At 72.7% G+C, this 17,670-nt stretch carries 10 protein-coding genes; 7 read left to right on the top strand and 3 right to left on the bottom strand.

All coding sequences use genetic code 11. The annotated features are described in order from the left end of the window. Positions 1-112 precede the first annotated feature (112 nt). From IE239_RS21315 to moeZ, 4 genes are all read left to right on the top strand, one after another. A complete protein-coding gene (locus tag IE239_RS21315; protein ID WP_190151097.1) occupies positions 113-259 on the top strand; it encodes a hypothetical protein in 147 nt (48 codons plus the stop codon). Continuing rightward, a complete protein-coding gene (locus IE239_RS21320; protein WP_506005308.1) occupies positions 208-1,218 on the top strand; it encodes an NAD-dependent epimerase/dehydratase family protein in 1,011 nt (336 codons plus the stop codon). Before IE239_RS21315 ends, IE239_RS21320 begins: the two co-directional genes overlap by 52 nt. After that, positions 1,206-1,964: a spherulation-specific family 4 protein gene (locus tag IE239_RS21325; protein WP_190150966.1), complete on the top strand. Its 759-nt coding sequence runs from the start codon at positions 1,206-1,208 to the stop codon at positions 1,962-1,964. Before IE239_RS21320 ends, IE239_RS21325 begins: the two co-directional genes overlap by 13 nt. 63 nt (positions 1,965-2,027) lie before the next feature. Further along, complete coding sequence (gene moeZ / locus IE239_RS21330) at positions 2,028-3,206, top strand: adenylyltransferase/sulfurtransferase MoeZ (RefSeq protein WP_190150967.1); 1,179 nt, start codon at positions 2,028-2,030, stop codon at positions 3,204-3,206. Positions 3,207-3,292: 86 nt separating this feature from the next. Here moeZ and IE239_RS21335 read toward each other — a convergent pair whose 3' ends face one another. The 3 genes from IE239_RS21335 to IE239_RS21345 all read right to left on the bottom strand — a co-directional run bounded on the left by IE239_RS21335 (position 3,293) and on the right by IE239_RS21345 (position 9,342). Then, a complete protein-coding gene (locus IE239_RS21335; RefSeq protein ID WP_190150968.1) occupies positions 3,293-4,855 on the bottom strand; it encodes an alpha/beta hydrolase in 1,563 nt (520 codons plus the stop codon). A gap of 155 nt (positions 4,856-5,010) precedes the next feature. After that, positions 5,011-6,555: an alpha/beta hydrolase gene (locus IE239_RS21340; RefSeq protein WP_190150969.1), complete on the bottom strand. Its 1,545-nt coding sequence runs from the start codon at positions 6,553-6,555 to the stop codon at positions 5,011-5,013. Positions 6,556-6,639: 84 nt separating this feature from the next. After that, a complete protein-coding gene (locus IE239_RS21345; protein WP_190150970.1) occupies positions 6,640-9,342 on the bottom strand; it encodes a lysylphosphatidylglycerol synthase transmembrane domain-containing protein in 2,703 nt (900 codons plus the stop codon). A 185-nt stretch (positions 9,343-9,527) separates the two neighbouring features. On the opposite strand from IE239_RS21345, the gene IE239_RS21350 reads away from it, so the two are divergent. From IE239_RS21350 to IE239_RS21360, 3 genes are all read left to right on the top strand, one after another. After that, positions 9,528-9,914 (top strand): MGMT family protein, encoded by a 387-nt coding sequence (locus tag IE239_RS21350; RefSeq protein ID WP_190150971.1) that lies wholly within the window; start codon positions 9,528-9,530, stop codon positions 9,912-9,914. Positions 9,915-10,225: 311 nt separating this feature from the next. Further along, positions 10,226-13,801, top strand: a complete 3,576-nt coding sequence (locus IE239_RS21355) for an ATP-dependent helicase (RefSeq protein WP_190150972.1) — start codon at positions 10,226-10,228, stop codon at positions 13,799-13,801. A gap of 268 nt (positions 13,802-14,069) precedes the next feature. Further along, on the top strand, positions 14,070-17,663 hold the full coding sequence (locus IE239_RS21360; RefSeq protein ID WP_190150973.1) for an ATP-dependent helicase: 3,594 nt from the start codon (positions 14,070-14,072) through the stop codon (positions 17,661-17,663). Positions 17,664-17,670: the final 7 nt, after the last annotated feature.

The raw sequence follows: 17,670 nt of genomic DNA on the forward strand, positions 1-17,670 counted from the left end.
CGGCACCTCCGGCCACCGCGCGCACGCAGCCCCCACCGTGCCCGAGGGGTACGACGCGCGCTTTCCTCCACCCGGCCGCAACCCACCGCAACACCCTCGAAGGAGAGACCAGATGACCACCTCCCGATCCGGAGCGACCGGTGCCACCGGTGCCACCGGTGCCACCGGGGCACCCGAGGTCGCCGGAGCACCCGGGGCGACCGGAGCCTGCGCGGCCCCCGCCACCGCCGCGACGCACACCCCGGGAGCCGCACGATGAGGGTCCTGCTGATCGGAGCCAACGGTTACCTGGGCCGTTTCGTCGCCGACCGTCTGCTCGCCGACCCTGCGGTCCAGCTCACCGCGCTCGGCCGCGGCGACGACGCAGACGTCCGCTTCGACCTCGCGTCCGGCAGCCCCGGCGCGCTCACCCGGTTCCTCGACGCGGTCCACCCCCAGGTCGTCGTCAACTGTGCGGGCACCACCCGCGGCGGCGCCCGCGAGCTCACCCGGCACAACACCGTCGCCGTCGCCACCGTCTGCGAGGCACTGCGCCGCAGCGGCTGCGGCGCCCGGCTCGTGCAGATCGGCTGCGGCGCCGAGTACGGCCCGAGCCAGCCCGGCTCCTCCACCGCCGAGGACGCCGTTCCCCGCCCCGGAGGCCCGTACGGCGTCAGCAAACTCGCCGCCACCGAACTCGTCCTCGGCTCCGGTCTGGACGCGGTCGTGCTCCGGGTGTTCTCGCCCGCGGGCCCCGGCACGCCCGCGGGCTCCCCACTGGGCCGGCTCGCCGAAGCCATGCGGCGCACGATGCAGTCCGGCGACGGCGAGCTCAAGCTCGGCGGCCTCGGCGTCCAGCGCGACTTCATCGACGTCCGGGACGTCGCCCGCGCCGTGCACGCGGCCTCCCTCTCCGCCGCGCAGGGCGTCATCAACATCGGCTCGGGCCGAGCCGTCCGGCTGCGCGACGCGGCCGCGGTCCTCGCGCGCGTGGCCGGGTTCGGCGGCTCACTCCATGAACTCGACGGCCCGCCCGGCGGCCACCTCAGGAGCGCCATCGGCCACCCCCGCCCCGAGTCCGACCACGCGGGACCGGTCGCGTACCCGTATCCGGACGGGTGCGGAAGCTGGCAGCAGGCCGATGTGCGCACGGCCCGCGACCGGCTCGGCTGGCGTCCCCGCATCAACCTCGAGGAGTCCCTCGCCGACATCTGGATGGAGGCGGCGTGTCGTATCTGACCGGGACGCCGGCGGGCACCGCGAGCGCCGGGACCACCGACGTGCGCACCGGCCTCGGCGTCCCGGGCCTCGCGCACCCCCTCCTCGCGCCGGCCGAGTGGGCCGAACTCACCCGCCCCGGCCGGCCGCTGCACTGGGTCGTCCTCGACGTCGCCGACGGGCCCGGCGTCAGGCCCGACCCGCGCTGCCTGGAATCGGCGGGCCGGCTGCGCAACGCGGGCGTCCACGTCCTCGGCCGTCTCGACCTCCGCCACGGCGCCCGTGCCTTCGCCGAGGTGATCTCCGACGCACGGCGTCATCTCGACTGGTACCAGGTCGACGGCTTCCTCCTGGACCGCTGCCCGGCCGAGCGCGCCGCGCTCCCCGCGGTGCGCCGCACCACCGACACGCTCCGCACGCTCCAAGGCACGCCCCACCTCGTCCTCGGACACGGAGCCCACCCGTGCCCCGGCTACGCGGAGCACGCCGACCAGTTGATCACCTTCCGCGGCCCCTGGAGCGACTACCGCTGGTCGCAGGTGGCGGAGTGGACGGCCGATCATCCGCCCGAGCGCTTCTGCCACCTCGTGCACGGGGTGCCGCGCCGCCATCTCGACGAGGCCCTGCGCATCGCACGCTGGCAGGGCGCGGGGACGATCTGGTTCACCGACGGCACCGATCGCGGCGGCCTGACCGACCCCTGGGAGACCCTGCCCGGCTACTGGGACGAAATCGTCTCGCGCATTGGAACAGGTGTCTCGGAATGAAGAAGGCCGTGGCAGTGTTACGGGAAGAACAACCGTAGTGATCGACCGACCAACGGAGTCCCCGTGTCGCTGCCACCCCTGGTCGAGCCAGCCTCTGAGCTCACCGTAGACGAGGTTCGACGGTACTCCCGCCACCTGATCATCCCCGATGTCGGGATGGACGGGCAGAAGCGGCTGAAGAACGCCAAGGTGCTCTGTGTCGGCGCCGGCGGCCTGGGCTCGCCGGCGCTGATGTACCTGGCCGCGGCGGGCGTGGGCACGCTCGGCATCGTCGAGTTCGACGAGGTCGACGAGTCGAACCTGCAGCGGCAGATCATCCACAGCCAGGCCGACATCGGCCGCTCCAAGGCCGAGTCCGCCCGCGACTCCGTCCTCGGCATCAACCCGTACGTCAACGTCGTCCTTCACCAAGAGCGGCTCGAAGCCGAGAACGTGATGGAGATCTTCGGCCAGTACGACCTGATCGTCGACGGCACGGACAACTTCGCGACCCGGTACCTGGTCAACGACGCGTGCGTGCTGCTCAACAAGCCCTACGTGTGGGGCTCGATCTACCGCTTCGACGGACAGGCCTCGGTCTTCTGGTCCGAGCACGGCCCCTGCTACCGCTGCCTGTACCCGGAGCCCCCGCCCCCCGGCATGGTCCCCTCGTGCGCCGAGGGCGGCGTCCTGGGCGTGCTGTGCGCGTCCATCGGCTCCATCCAGGTCAACGAGGCCATCAAGCTCCTCGCGGGCATCGGTGAGCCGCTCGTCGGCCGCCTGATGATCTACGACGCCCTGGAGATGCAGTACCGCCAGGTCAAGGTTCGCAAGGACCCCGACTGCGCGGTCTGCGGCGAGAACCCGACCGTCACCGAGCTGATCGACTACGAGGCCTTCTGCGGCGTCGTCTCCGAGGAGGCCCAGCAGGCGGCGGCCGGCGCGACGATCACTCCCAAGCAGCTCAAGGAGTGGATCGACGACGGTGAGAACATCGAGATCATCGACGTCCGCGAGCCGAACGAGTACGAGATCGTCTCCATCCCCGGCGCGAAGCTGATCCCGAAGAACGAGTTCCTGCTGGGCACCGCCCTGGAGGGCCTGCCGCAAGACAAGAAGATCGTCCTGCACTGCAAGACGGGTGTCCGCAGTGCGGAAGTCCTCGCCGTGCTGAAGTCCGCGGGCTTCTCGGACGCCGTGCACGTCGGCGGTGGCGTGATCGGCTGGGTCCACCAGATCGAGCCGAGCAAGCCCGTCTACTGACAGGGCCGTTCGCTTCGCCCACCGGGCCGCCCGGTGGGATCGGCGGGGGCTGCGCGTACCGCGAGTGCGCGCAGCCCCCGCCGTCGTCATGAGCAGACCTTGCCGTCCTTCGGCACCGTCCCCTTCAACAGGTAGGCGTCCACCGTCGAGCCGACGCAGGCGCTCCCGCTCGTGTACGCGCCATGTCCCTCGCCCTTCCAGGTGAGCAGCACGCCGACTCCCTTGCCGAGCTCGTCCGCCATCTCGCGCGCGCCCTCGTAGGGCGTCGCCGGGTCCCCGGTGTTGCCGACCAGCAGGATCGGCGCCGCGCCCGCCGCGCTCACCTCCGGGGTGTCGTACTGTCCGGCCACCGGCCAGTCGTGGCACCAGCCGGCCGTGTCCCAGCCCAGGAATTCCCCGAACACGGGCGAGATCCTCTCGAACTCCGCGAGCCGCTTCCTCGTCGCCTCCGCGGTCGGCCGCTGCCTGTCGTCCAAGCACGATATGACCCGTTGTGCGTGGGCCGACGTGCCGTAGTGCCCTGAGGAGTCGCGGTCGTTGTAACCGTCGGCGAGCGCCAGAAGTCCGGTGCCGTCCCCGTCCTTCGCAGCCGCCAGCGCACTGGTGAGACGCGGCCAGCTCCGCTCGCTGTACAGCGGCACCACGATGCCGGTGAGAGCGAGCGTCTGCGTCAGCTTGCGCCCGCCCGAGGTGGGCAGCGGCTCGGCGTCGAGCCGGCCCAGCAGGTCCGCGATCTCCTGGCTGCCCTTCTTCGGGTCCTCGCCGGTCGACTCGAGGTAGTCGTCGAGAGCCCGCTGGAAACCGCGCGCCTGGTTCTGCGCATGGCCCACCGCGTCGGCGCTCGGGTCGACGACCGCGTCCAGGACGAGCCGCCCCACGTGTTTGGGGAACAGGTGGGCGTACACGCCGCCCAGTTCGGTGCCGTAGGAGATGCCGAAGTAGTGCATCTTCCGATCGCCGAGGACCTGTCGCATCAGGTCCATGTCGCGGGCGGTGTCGGTCGTCGACGCGTGCGCCATCAGCTTGCCCGCCGCCTTGGCGCAGCCCTTGCCGAAGTCGGTGGCGTCCTGGAAGAAGGCCTGTTCCTCGGCCGGGGTGTCGGGGGTGTAGTCCAGCGACTCGGCGGCCTGGATGTCCTTGTCGCTGCGGCAGCGGACGCCCTCGCTGGCGCCGACCGAGCGCGGATCCCAGCTCACCAGGTCGTAGTGCTCGCGGAGCGAGGAGAACGCGGAACCGTAGGCGGGCAGCGTCGAGACGCCCGAGCCGCCGGGGCCGCCGAAGTTGAAGAGCAGCGAGCCGAACCGGTCGCTTCCGCTCGCGCGGGACGTGGCGCGCACCAGGGCCAGGCCGATCGTGTCGCCGCCCGGCCTCGACCAGTCCAGAGGCGTCTTCAGCGTGGCGCACTGCCAGTCGCCGTCCGGTGCGGTTGCGTCCGCGGTGTCCTTGCAGCGCCCCCAGTCCAGCTTCTGTCCCGTCAAGGACGCGGGCAGGGCGACCGCGGCGCCCGTCGTCGCGGTGGAGCCGGTCGAGGCGTGTACGTCCGCCGTACTCCTCCCGCCGTCCCCGCTCCCGCCCGGCCCGCCGCCGCAGCCCGTCGCCAGCAGTGCGGCGGCGGCGCCCAGCGCCGTCCACCGTCCGAATCGCGCCATTGCCGTTCCCCCCTCGCAGGCCGTCCGCGCTCGGCGGCGAACGGCTGTCAGCCCATGTTAGGCGGCGGGTTATCCACCTGCCGAAGCCTGTGGATAACCCTTTGACCTGGCGTTTTCCGGAATTCGGAGGGGTCGGCCCTCAGATGGGGCGGGTGTCAGGAACAGACGGTTCCGTTGGCGGGGACCGTGCCGTTCAGCAGGTAGCCGTTCACCGCCCCCTGCACGCACTTGTTCTTGCTGTCGTACGCGCCATGGCCCTGACCCTTGTACGTCAGCTCGACCCCGACCCCGCGGCCCAGCGCGTCCACCATCTTGCGCGCGCCCTCGTACGGGGTCGCCGGATCCCCGGTGTTGCCCACGACCAGGATCGGCGCCGACCCCTGCGCGCTCACGTCCGGATGGTCGGCGGCGCCCGGCACGGCCCAGTCGGTGCAGCTCACCATGCCCCAGGCCAGGAAGTCCCCGAAGACGCGGGAGGCGGCCCGGAACCGGGGCAGCATCTGCTGCACATAGGAGGTCGAGTAGCGGGGCTTGTCGTCGGCGCAGTTGATCGAGACGTTGGCTGCCGTGAGGTTGCTGTACTCGCCGTTCTCGTTGCGCCCGTTCATCAGGTCGGACAGCAGCATCAGGGTCTGGCCGTCCCCGGCGTAGGCCTGTTCGAGGCCGTCGGTGAGGTATGGCCAGAACTCCTTGGCGTACAGCGCCTGCGCGATGCCGTTGGTCGCGGCGCTCTGGGTCAGCATCCGCGGGAGGATGCCCGGGATCGGCTTGCGGTCGAGGGCCCGCAGCAGCTCCGTGATCCGGTCCTCGACGTCCTGAGCGGTGTTCCCGACGGGACAGTCCTGTGCCTTGGACGTGCAGTCCTCGGCGAAGTTGTCGAGCGCGAGCTGGAAGCCTCTGGCCTGCCCGAGCGAGCCCTGCTCGGACGTCTGCGTCGGGTCGACGACCCCGTCGAAGACCGCCCGCCCCACGTGTTTGGGGAACAGGTGGGCGTACACGCCGCCCAGTTCGGTGCCGTAGGAGATGCCGAAGTAGTACAGCCGGTCGTCGCCGAGCACCTCGCGCATCAGGTCCATGTCGCGGGCCGCGTCGGTGGTCCGCACATGAGGGAGCGTCTTCCCGGAGTTCTTCTCGCAGGCCGCGTTGAACTTCTTGGTGTGGTCCACCAGGGCGGTGCGCTCCGCGGCGTCGTCGGGTGTGGAGTCCTGCTGGAAGTAGGCGTCGAGCTGCTGGTCGTTCTCGCATCGCACCCCGGCGCTGCGGCCGACGCCGCGCGGGTCGAAACTCACCAGGTCGTAGCGGGCGCGCAGGGCCGCGTACTGGTCGCCGAAGGCGGGCAGCGTGGAGACGCCCGAACCGCCCGGTCCGCCGAAGTTGAAGATCAGCGAGCCGATGCGTCTGCTGCGGTCGCCGTCGGTTCGGACCCTGATCAGGGCGATGCCGACGGTGTCGCCCCGGGGGTCCGCCCAGTCGAGGGGCGCCTTCATGGTGGCGCACTGCCAGGTGCCGCCGTGCGGCAGCGGGGTGGGCGCGCTGCCGCCCCCTTCCGCCTGGGACGGGGCGGGGCAGTCCTTCCAGGTCAGCTTCTGGGCCGACAGACCCTCGCCCCGGGCCTCGTCGCCGCAGCCCGCCACCAGGCAGGACAACAGCGCGCAGGTGGCGGTCACGGCGGCGACGCGCAGACGGGAGGGGGTCGGCATGACCCCATCCTGCGGTGGCGGGCGGGCACGCGCGCGGGGCGCGGGCCGTACGAGGTACACCGTCCGGTTCGGCCGGGCGGGTCCCTACAGGGCGCCCTTGCGGCTCAGTTGGTTGAAGGCGAGCCAGCCGGGGAGGACCGGCAGCCACAGGGTCAGCAGGCGGTAGAGCAGCACCGCGGGAGCCGCGACCTCCTTGGGGAGCCCGACCGCGATCAGACCGACCGTCAGGGTCGCCTCGACGGCGCCGACCCCGCCCGGCGTCGGCGCGGCGGAGCCGAGCGCGTTGCCGGCGAGGAAGACGACGGCGACGCTGGCGATGCTCAGCGAGGTCGATCCGTCGCCGAACGCGCGGATCGACGCGTCCAGGCACATCACGAAGCACGCGGTGAGCAGAAGCATGCCGCCGATGCCGGTGACCAGCTTCTGCGGCCGCTGCAGCACGTCCAGCATGCGCGGCACGACACCGGCGAACAGCGACCTCACGCGCGTGGAGACGAACTTGCGCAGGAACGGCACCGAGGTCACCACCAGCACGAGCACCGCCACGGTGAGCAGACCCGCGATGACCGTGCGGGACGGCGACAGCGACGGCGTCTTCTCCGTCCCGGTCAGATAGCCGAACGACAGCAGCATCAGGATGTGGCAGCCGAGCCCGAACAACTGCGACGCACCGACGCTGGCCACCGCGAGGCCCGGCCGCACCCCCGCGCGCTGCAGGAAGCGCGTGTTGAGAGCGACCCCGCCGACCGCGGCCGGAGCGACGATCTTCACGAAGGAACCGGCGACCTGGGCGGCCACGGTCCGCGGGAACGGCACCCGCTCCGGGACGAAGCCCAGCAGGCTCATCGCCGCGGCCACGTAACTGAGCGCCGAGAACAGCACGGCGGCGGCCACCCAGCCCCAGTCGGCGTTCTCGATGAGCGGGCCGAACTCGATGTGTGTGAGCTGCGTCAACAGGAAGTACGCGCCGATTGCGCCCGCGATGACACTCATCAGGGTGCGCGGCCGCACCCGCTCCAGCCGGGCCGGCTCGACCGGGGCCTGGGGGCGGATGAGCAGCACCTCGTGCCGGATCTGCGTCAGCAGGTCCTCCTCGCGTGCCTCCTCGCGGGCTTCCTCCACCGCCTCGTCGATGGCCCGTTTCTCTGCTCGAGCCTCCGCGCGTTCGGCCTTCTTGCCGGGCTTCTCCAGGACGACCGTCCCGGTGTCGTCGTGCCCTGCCGCCTCCAGGCGCGTCTGCTTGGCCTGCTGGGAGGCCCGCAGCACGGCCTCGCGCTCCCGCTGCGCCCGCTCGCGTGCCAGTCGGCGCAGCGTCGCGCGCGTGGAGCGGGTCAGCGCGATGGGCTGGAGCATCGGCAGGCAGTCCGCGACCGCGTCCGGTCCGAGGACGCCCACCGCGGAGGCCACCGCACGTTCGGCGCCGACCCGCAGCCCGAGCGTCGTCACGAGCTGGGCCACGTCCATGCGCAGCAGCAGGTCGCCTGCCGCGATCTCACCGCCGCGCAGATCGGTGAGGATCACCGTGCCGGAACGATCCACCAGGATCGCGTCGCCCGCGAGCCTGCGGTGCGCGATGCGCCGCGACTGCAGGGCCCGTACCTGGTGCCAGGCGTTGCGCAGCAGGTCGTCGGTGATCTCCTCGTCCGGCAGCGAGTCGAGGGTGCGGCCGCCGGTGTGCTCGTAGACGAGGATGACCGCGTCGGGCCCCAGCTCCGAGGTCGCGATCAACTTCGGCGCGTTGGCGCCCGCCGCGATGGCCGCGTAGGCGAGCAACGCCTCCTGTTCCAGGGCCTGGCGCAGCGACTGGAGGCTGCTGCGGGTGGCGAAGCCGCGCAGGGTCAGATTGCGCCACGCGCGGTAGAAGAACCCCTGGGCCTGCTGCTCCCGGTCGACGACCGTGACGTCCAGCGGCGGACCGTCCTCCAGGGTGACGAAGTAGCGTCGCCCGCGGTCGCCCTCGGCGGCGTCGGGGACCTCCTCGCGGGCCGCGCTCACCGGGCGGAACCCGACGTGCCGCAGACCCGCCATCAGGGTCCGTCCCGTGGGGCGCACGTTCGGCGAGCCGACCGCGTACAGCGTCCCGTACGCCACCGTCCATCCGATCAGCACCGTGAGGATGATCGAGAAGGGCGTCGTGTAGCCGGTCACGAGCATCGAGAAGGCGTCCAGCAGCAGCACGATCCACAGCACAGAGCGCCAGCGCGGCCGCCGCGACATGCCGACGGCGGTCATGTAGGCGATGACGGGCGCCAGGTAGCCGTGCACCGGGTCGGTGAGGGCGTGGATGTCACCGGGGGAGGGCTGGGTGAGCGCTTCCTGGATCGAGTTCGGAGCGGCCTTGGCGACCCAGAGGTCGGTGGCGAGGGTCACACCGTGCGCGAGGACGGCCGCGAGGACGCCGTCGGCGATGCGCAGCCCGTCCCGCTTGATCAACCGCTCGATCGCGAATGCTACGGGCACCAGCAGGATCGCGATGCTGGACGCCAGCCCCGCGATCTTGATCAGGAGATCGGGCGCCTGCCCGGTGCCCTTGTTGATGTCCTGTTCGAGGCCCGAGGTCGTTCCGTGCGCGAAGGCGGCGATGCCCAGCAGAACGACGATGCCGAGCACGCCGATCAGCAGGCGCATCAGGTCGGACGGACGGTGCACGCGCGCGGGAAGCAGGGGTTCGTCACCCTCCACCTCGTCGATGTGCACCTCCTCCAGTGCCTCTTCGGCGGTGTCCGGGCGCGGCGCAGCGTGAGAGGTGCCCTGCGCACCCTCAGCCTGCACGCCCTGCTGCTTCATCGTCTCTTCTTGGTCTCGTATCACCGGTCACCGCCCGCACGATGGTGGCATGCCGCACCGACACACGGGGGCATCAGGGTGCAAATGCGGGGGCGCACAGTCTGCCCGACGGGCCGTCGGGGAGCGAGAGGCACACGGAGTCGCGGCCCGTCGCATTGTCGGTGCCGTGGGGCAGGATGGTGCGGATGAGCGAGCAGAGCCTTCCGGACGACGCCCGCCCGGAGTACACCGACGCGCTGCCGGAGTACGCCGAGCGGGTCCTCGAGGTCGCGGAGCTGATCCCATCCGGCCGGGTCATGACGTACGGGGACGTCGCGGAGTGGCTGGAGGAGGGCGGGCCGAGACAGGTCGGCCGGGTCATGGCGCTCTACGGCGGCGCCGCCCCGTGGTGGCGTGTCGTGCGCGCGGACGGGATGCTGCTTCCCGGCCATGAGCTGCGGGCGCTGAACCACTACCGCGCCGAGGGCACCCCGCTGAAGGAGGCGAGCAGGGCGGCCGAGGGCCATGTGCCGCGTCTCGACATGAGACGGGCGAGATGGGACGGCGGCGCAGACACGGGAGGTCACACCTGACAGCTTCCGCCATCGAGCGGGGCCGGGGGGATCTTGTGGCTCGTACGGGGGAAACTGTGCAAACAGGGCACGCCCGCGGCATGGCGTACGTTCGAGGGGCGAGGGACGCGCGTGGCCTGCGGGCCGGGAGGGCTGTGCGGGCAACCGGGTTCGCGTGGGCGACCGGCATTGTGAGGGAAGAATCGGAAGCTGTCCTTCCGGGCTGCCGGTCGGCGTAGCGTCGGCCGCACACGTCCCCCTCATCCCGCGATCACCGCTCTTCCCGAGCGTCGCTCCGTCAACCAGCACACCCACCAGGACCGGCGAACCACGTGAGCTCCTCTTCCTCCACCAGGCGCCTGTCGCACCCCCAGGGTCGACAGGGGAGCCGTGGCGCTTACCGACTGGTGCGTACCCCGGCGGCCCGGGCGGACGCCCCTCGTCTGGACGCCGCCCAGCGCTCGGTGGTTGACCACGGCGCCGGTCCGCTGCTCGTCCTGGCAGGTCCGGGCACGGGGAAGACCACCACGCTCGTCGAGTCGGTGGCGGCCAGGATCGACCGCGGCGGCGACCCCGCGCGCATCCTGGTGCTCACCTTCAGCCGCAAGGCGGCCGTCGAACTGCGCGACCGGATGGCGCACCGCATGGGCGCCGCCCACGCGCCCCAGGCCACCACCTTCCACTCGTACTGTTACGCCCTTGTCCGCGCCCATCAGGACGCCGAGCTGTTCGTCGAACCCCTGAGGCTGCTGTCCGGCCCCGAGCAGGACGTGGCCGTCCGCGAGCTGCTCGCCGGCCAGCTCGACCTGCAACGGCTCGGCCTCGCGCACGTGAGGTGGCCGGACGAACTGCGGGCCTGCCTCACCACCCGCGGTTTCGCCGACGAGGTCCGCGCGGTGCTGGCCCGCAGTCGCGAACTGGGCCTGGACCCCGCTTCCCTGGACGCCTTCGCCCACCGCATCGGCCGTCCCGACTGGCGGGCCGCCGCCGCCTTCCTGGCCGAGTACCTGGACGTGCTCGACCTGCACGGCGTGATCGACTACGCGGAACTCGTCCACCGCGCGGTCCTCCTCGCCCATCGCGCCGAGGTCGCCCGACGGCTCGCCGCCCAGTACGACGCGGTGTTCGTCGACGAGTACCAGGACACCGACCCGGCCCAGGTGCGGCTGCTGCGGGCCCTCGCCGGCGGCGGCCGCACCCTGGTCGCCTTCGGCGACCCCGACCAGTCGATCTACACCTTCCGGGGCGCCGACGTGAACGGCATCCTGGACTTCCCGCATGCCTTCCCGCGCCGCGACGGCCGTCCGGCCCCTGTCGAGGTCCTGCGCACCTCCCGTCGCTCCGGAGCCGCCCTGCTGGCCGCCACCCGGCTGCTGACCCAGCGGATGCCGCTGACCCGCCTGCCCGCCGAAAAGGTCCGCGCCCACCGCGAACTCGCCGCCGCACGGGACGGCGGCAGCGTCGAGGTCCACACGTACCCGACCCCGGGCGCCGAGCTCGACAACATCGCCGACATCCTGCGCCGCGCGCATCTGGAGGACGGCGTGCCGTGGGGCGAGATGGCCGTCCTGGTGCGCGCCGGCTCCCGCACGATCCCGACCGTCCGCCGCGCCCTCACGTCCGCCGGCGTCCCGCTCGACATCGACGGCGACGACCTCCCCCTGCGCCACGAACCGGCGGTCGCCCCCCTGCTGACGGCTCTGCGGGCGGTCGCCACGGCGGAGACCGCCCGGCCGGCGGCCGCCACGCCGTCGGCGACCGCCTCGGTGTCACCCGACGGGGACGTCGACCAGGCGGGCGCGCCCGATCCGGGGACGGCGCAGGAGACAGGGGGCATCAGGGGCTCCCAGGGCCCAGGGCACTCCGAGAGCCCGGGGGACTCCGAGGCGCCAGGGTGCTCAGGGGACTCCGACAGCGGGGGAGACACCGACGCCCCGGCGAACCCCGGCGGTGCGGAGGCCACGAAGGCGGCGGAGTCCGTGGAGGCGGCGGAGTCCGTGGAGCACGCCCAGGACACCGGAGGCGCCGACGGCTGCTGGCTCGACACAGAGACCGCCCTCACCCTGCTCGCCTCACCCCTCGCCGGCATGGACGCTGCCGATCTGCGCCGACTCGGCCGTGCGCTGCGCGAGGAGGAGCGCGCCGCCGGCGACCCGCTGCCGCCGCCCTCCGACGTCCTGCTCGCCCGGGCGCTGGCCCAGCCGGAGCGGCTGGTCGCCCACGACCCGGCCTACGCGCGCGGCGCCCAGCGCCTGGGCGCGCTGCTGGCGACGGCCCGTGAGCGGCTCGCGCGCGGCGGCACGGCCGAGGAGGCGTTGTGGGACCTCTGGGACGGCACGCCCTGGCCGGCGCGTCTGGAGCGGGCCGCCCGACGCGGCGGCGCGGCCGGCCGCAACGCCGACCGGGACCTGGACGCCGTGTGCGCGCTGTTCGCCACCGCCGCGCGCGCGGAGGAGCGCACCGGCGGGCGGGGCGCCCTGAACTTCCTGGCCGAGATCGAGGCCGAGGACATCGCCGCCGACACCCTCGCCCGCCGGGCCGTACGCCCCGAAGCGGTGCGTCTGATGACCGCCCACCGCGCCAAGGGCCTGGAGTGGAGCCTGGTGGTGGTGGCCGGCGTGCAGGAGGGCCTGTGGCCGGACCTGCGCCGCCGCGGCTCGCTCCTGGAGGCCGACCGCATCGGCCGCGACGGACTCGCCGAGCCGCTCACCCCGGGCGCGCTGCTCGCCGAGGAGCGCCGCCTCTTCTACGTCGCCGCCACCCGCGCGCGGGAGCGGCTCGTCGTCACCGCCGTGAAGGCGCCCGCCGACGACGGTGACCAGCCCTCCCGCTTCCTGACCGAACTCGGCGTCGAACCCCAGGACGTCACGAGCCGCCCCCGCCGCCCCCTGTCGGTCGCCGCTCTGGTCGCCGAACTGCGCGCCGCGACGGTCGACCCGCGCGCCTCCGCCGCGCTCAGGGAGGCGGCCGCCCGTCGTCTGGCCCGGCTGGCGGCGCTCGCCGACGAGGACGGCAGGCCCCTGGTGCCGGCCGCCCACCCCTACCGCTGGTGGGGCATGTTCGAGCCGACCGAGAGCAAGGTTCCGCTGCGCGACCGGGACCAGCCCGTCGTGCTCTCCGGCAGCGCCCTGGACCAGCTCGCCAACACCTGTGCGCTGCAGTGGTTCCTGGGCCGCGAGGTGAAGGCCGACGCCCCCGCCACGGTCGCCCAGGGCTTCGGCAACGTGGTGCACGTCCTCGCCGACGAGGTCGCCTCCGGGCACACCCCGGCGGACCTCGACGTGCTCATGGAACGCCTCGACTCCGTGTGGAACGCCCTCGCCTTCGACGCCCCCTGGAAGTCGGCGCAGGAGAAGGCACACGCGCGTGTGGCGCTCGAACGCTTCCTGCAGTGGCATGTGATGGACCGCACGGGCCGCACCCCGGTCGCCAGCGAGCACGACTTCGACGTCACGCTCGAAGCAGGCGAGTACGAGGTCCGCATCCGCGGCCAGATGGACCGCGTGGAGGCGGACGGCGACGGCCGCGCCTATGTCGTCGACTTCAAGACGGGCAAGCAGGCGCCGACCGCCCGTGAGGTGGAGCGCCACCCCCAGCTCGCCGTCTACCAGCTGGCCGTGCGTGAAGGCGCCGTCGACGAGGCGTTCGACGGCGTGCGGCCCGTACCGGGCGGCGCGGAACTCGTGCAGCTGCGTCAGGGCGCCGCCAAGCGGGACGGCGGCGACGCCCTGCCCAAGGTGCAGGCCCAGGAGCCGCTGGAGGGCGAGTGGGTCGGCGACCTGCTCGCCACGGCGGCCGGCAAGGTCCTCGACGAGCGGTTCACTCCGACCGCGGGTCAGCAGTGCGCCCACTGCGCGTTCCGCGCCTCGTGCAGCGCTCGGCCCGAAGGACGGCACGTCGTCGACTGAGCCGACCGAGCCGACCGAGCCGGGCGAATCGGGGGATCGGGCGAAGCGAGCGAGTCGGAAGAGTCAGGGACGGTCGAGTGGGTCGAGCGAGCCGGGGCGCCGGAGGGCCGGGTGGGCCGGGGAGCCGGGGGAGCGGGCGTCGGCAGATGTCGAGCGAGGTCTTCCCGTACGGGTGTGACGGACCGCACCACCGGCGCCGACCTGCGTTTCTGCCGAAGTGACGGGTGATTTGTCATCGAGTGTCAGTGCCCGCCGCTAGCCTCTCCCCATGCCCGCCCGTATCAGCGATCCCGAGCAGCTCAAGGAGCTCCTCGGGATCCCCTTCACCCCGGAGCAGACGGCCTGCATCATCGCGCCGCCCGCCCCGCAGGTGATCGTGGCCGGGGCCGGATCGGGCAAGACGACCGTGATGGCGGCGCGCGTGGTGTGGCTGGTCGGCACCGGCCAGGTCGCTCCCGAGCAGGTCCTCGGCCTGACCTTCACCAACAAGGCCGCCGGAGAACTCGCCGAGCGCGTCCGCAAGGCACTGGTCAGGGCAGGCGTCACCGACCCCGACGTCATCGACCCCGACAACCCGCCGGGCGAGCCGGCGATCTCCACCTACCACGCCTTCGCCGGCCGTCTGCTGACCGATCACGGCCTGCGCATCGGACTGGAGCCGACGGCCCGCCTGCTCGCCGACGCCACCCGCTACCAGCTCGCCGCGCGCGTGCTGCGCGAGGCGCCCGGCCCCTATCCGTCGCTCACCCGCTCCTTCGCCGATCTGATCAGCGATCTCCTCGCGCTCGACGCCGAGCTCGCCGAGCACCTCGTGCGGCCCGAGGACCTGCGCCGGTGGGACGCCGGGCTGCTGCAGTCCCTGGAGGGCGCCCGACTCAGCAACGCCGATCTGCGCAAGGCGCCCGAGACGGCCGCCGCCCGGCGTGAACTGGCCGACCTGGTGCTGCGCTACCGGGCCGCCAAACGCGAGCGCGATCTGCTCGACTTCGGCGACCAGATCGCCCTGGCGGCACAACTCGCCCAGGTTCCCGAAGTGGGCCCCCTTCTGCGGGACGAGTTCCGCGTGGTCCTGCTCGACGAGTACCAGGACACCTCGGTGGCCCAGCGCATTCTCCTGGCCGGGCTGTTCGGCGAAGGCACCGGCCACCCCGTGACCGCCGTCGGCGACCCCTGCCAGGCCATCTACGGCTGGCGTGGCGCGTCCGTCGCCAACCTCGACGACTTCCCCGAGCACTTTGCGCACGCCGACGGAAGCACGGCGCGGCGTCAGTCGCTCAGCGAGAACCGCCGCAGCGGCGGCCGCCTCCTGGAGCTCGCGAACGGCCTCGCCGAGCCCCTGCGCGCCATGCACGCGGGCGTGGAGGCGCTCAGCCCCGCACCCGGCGCCGAACGTGACGGAATGGTCCGCTGCGCCCTTGTGACCACGCACGCCGAGGAGATGGACTGGATCGCCGACTCGGTCGCCCATCTCGTGCGCACCGGCAAGGAGCCCGGCGAGATCGCCGTCCTGTGCCGCACGGCCGGCGACTTCGCCGAGATCCAGGGCGCGTTGGTCGCCCGGGACATCCCCGTCGAGGTCGTGGGCCTGTCAGGGCTCCTGCATCTGCCCGAGGTCGCGGACCTCGTCGCCGTCTGCGAGGTCCTGCAGGATCCGGGAGCCAACGCGTCCCTGGTCCGGCTGCTCAGCGGCCCGCGCTGGCGCATCGGCCCACGCGACCTCGCCCTCCTGGGCCGGCGGGCCCGGCTGCTCGTCAGCCACGCGCGCGGGGGCGGCGACGACGACCCGGACCGCCGCCTCGCCGAGGCCGTCGAAGGGGTCGATCCGTCCGAGGTGATATCGCTCGCGGACGCCCTCGACACCTTCCTGGAGACACCCCTGTACGCGGACGGCGGCACCGGGGACGACGACGGGCTGCCCTTCTCACCGGACGCGCGGGTGCGTTTCGCGCGACTGGCCACCGAACTGCGCGACCTGCGCCGCTCGCTTGCCGACCCCCTGATGGACGTCCTGCACCGCGTCCTGGCCGTCACCGGACTGGAGGTCGAACTGTCGGCGTCCCCGCAGGCCCTGGCCGCCCGACGCCGCGAGACACTGGCCAACTTCCTCGACATCGCCGCCTCCTTCGCCGCCCACGAGAGCGAGGCGAGCCTGCTGGCCTTCCTCGGCTTCCTGCGCACCGCCGCCCAGTACGAGAAGGGCCTGGACAACGCGCTCCCCGGCGGTGAGAACACCGTCAAGGTGCTCACCGCGCACCGGTCCAAGGGCCTGGAGTGGGACGTCGTAGCCGTCCCCGGCCTGGTCGACGGTGCCTTTCCCAGCGGTCAGGGCCGGGAGAAGTGGACCGCGCAGGCCAAGGTGCTGCCGCACGAGCTGCGCGGCGACGCCGACACGCTCCCCGACGTGGAGTCCTGGGACGCGCGAGGCATGAAAGCCTTCCACGAGGCCATGAAGGACCATCAGCACACCGAGGAACTCCGCCTCGGCTACGTCACCTTCACCCGCCCGCGCTCCCTCCTCCTGGGCTCCGGCCACTGGTGGGGCCCCACCCAGAAGAAGCCCCGCGGGCCGTCCGGCTTCCTCCAGGCCCTGCACGACCACTGCGCGGCCGGGCACGGCGAGATCGAGGTCTGGGCGGACGAACCGGAGGAGGGTGAGGAGAATCCCGCCCTGCACCGGGCCACGCTCGACCAGGTGTGGCCGCTCCCGCTGGACGACGCCGCGCTGGCCCGTCGGCGCGCCGCCGCCGAGACCGTCCTCGCCCACCTGGAGAACCTCGCCGCGCACGAGGACGGCCACCCGGCGGCCCCCCACGACTCCGACGCCTACGACGACCCCGACTGGCCCTCTCCGCCGGACGAGGACGAGCCGCCCTATGACGAAGCAGACCCCTTCGCTGCGGACCCCTTCGAGGACGCGCCCTTCGAAGCAGACCCCTTCGAGGACGCGCCTTCGCCTTACGAAGACGCGCCTTACGAAGACGCGCGTTCCGAAGACACGCCCGTCGCGAACCCTCGCGGCGAGGCCCGCCCCTCCGTGCCCCACCAGACCACGGGCCCCGACTTCGACGCCGTCCGCCCGCGCGGGAACCGTCTCACCCCCGAGGAGGCCCGCGCCGTCGCCTCCTGGGACCGTGACCTGGACGCGCTCGCCGGGGAACTGTTGCGTGCCCGCCGGAGTGTCACGGACGTCCCCCTGCCGACAACCCTGACCGCCTCCCAGGTGCTGCGGCTGGCCACCGACCCGGACGGTCTCGCCCAGGAACTCGCGCGCCCCCTGCCGCGCCCTCCACAACCGGCCGCGCGCCGGGGCACCCGGTTCCACGCCTGGGTGGAGGCCCGCTTCGAGGAACTGACGCTCCCCCTGCTCGGGCCGGACGAACTGCCCGGAGACGACGCCGAGATCGCCGACGAACGCGACCTGCAGGCGCTCAAGGACGCCTTCGAACGCACTGAGTACGCCCACCGCACGCCGTACCGCGTCGAGGCGCCCTTCCAGCTCGCCCTAGCCGGCCGCGTCGTGAGGGGCCGCATCGACGCCGTCTACAAGGAGGGCGACGGGGAGTCCGCGACCTACGACATCCTCGACTGGAAGACCCATCGCGCCCACACCGCCGACCCCCTCCAGCTCGCGCTCTACCGGCTGGCGTGGGCCGAGCAGCAGGGCGTGCCCGTGGAATCCGTCACAACGGGGTTCCTGTATGTGCGCACCGGCGACGTCGTACGCCCGCCGGGGCTGCCCGACCGTGCCGCGCTGGAGCGCCTGTTGACCGGGGAAGAGGCCGCCGGGCGCGACCGCGACGCACGCGCCGGGCAGGCACAGCCCGCTCGAAGGCCAGGCGAGGATGTCGGCGCGGGCCGATAGGCTCGTG

This window comes from Streptomyces humidus, assembly GCF_014649655.1.
GTDB classification, from domain to species: domain Bacteria; phylum Actinomycetota; class Actinomycetes; order Streptomycetales; family Streptomycetaceae; genus Streptomyces; species Streptomyces humidus.

What these genes read in the sequence shown, in the direction of transcription:
- IE239_RS21335 (WP_190150968.1), bottom strand. Translation starts at nt 4,855, where the DNA reads ATGGCGCGATTCGGACGGTGGACGGCGCTGGGCGCCGCCGCCGCACTG.
- IE239_RS21315 (WP_190151097.1), top strand. Translation starts at nt 113, where the DNA reads ATGACCACCTCCCGATCCGGAGCGACCGGTGCCACCGGTGCCACCGGT.
- IE239_RS21345 (WP_190150970.1), bottom strand. Translation starts at nt 9,342, where the DNA reads ATGAAGCAGCAGGGCGTGCAGGCTGAGGGTGCGCAGGGCACCTCTCAC.
- IE239_RS21350 (WP_190150971.1), top strand. Translation starts at nt 9,528, where the DNA reads ATGAGCGAGCAGAGCCTTCCGGACGACGCCCGCCCGGAGTACACCGAC.
- IE239_RS21360 (WP_190150973.1), top strand. Translation starts at nt 14,070, where the DNA reads ATGCCCGCCCGTATCAGCGATCCCGAGCAGCTCAAGGAGCTCCTCGGG.
- IE239_RS21340 (WP_190150969.1), bottom strand. Translation starts at nt 6,555, where the DNA reads ATGCCGACCCCCTCCCGTCTGCGCGTCGCCGCCGTGACCGCCACCTGC.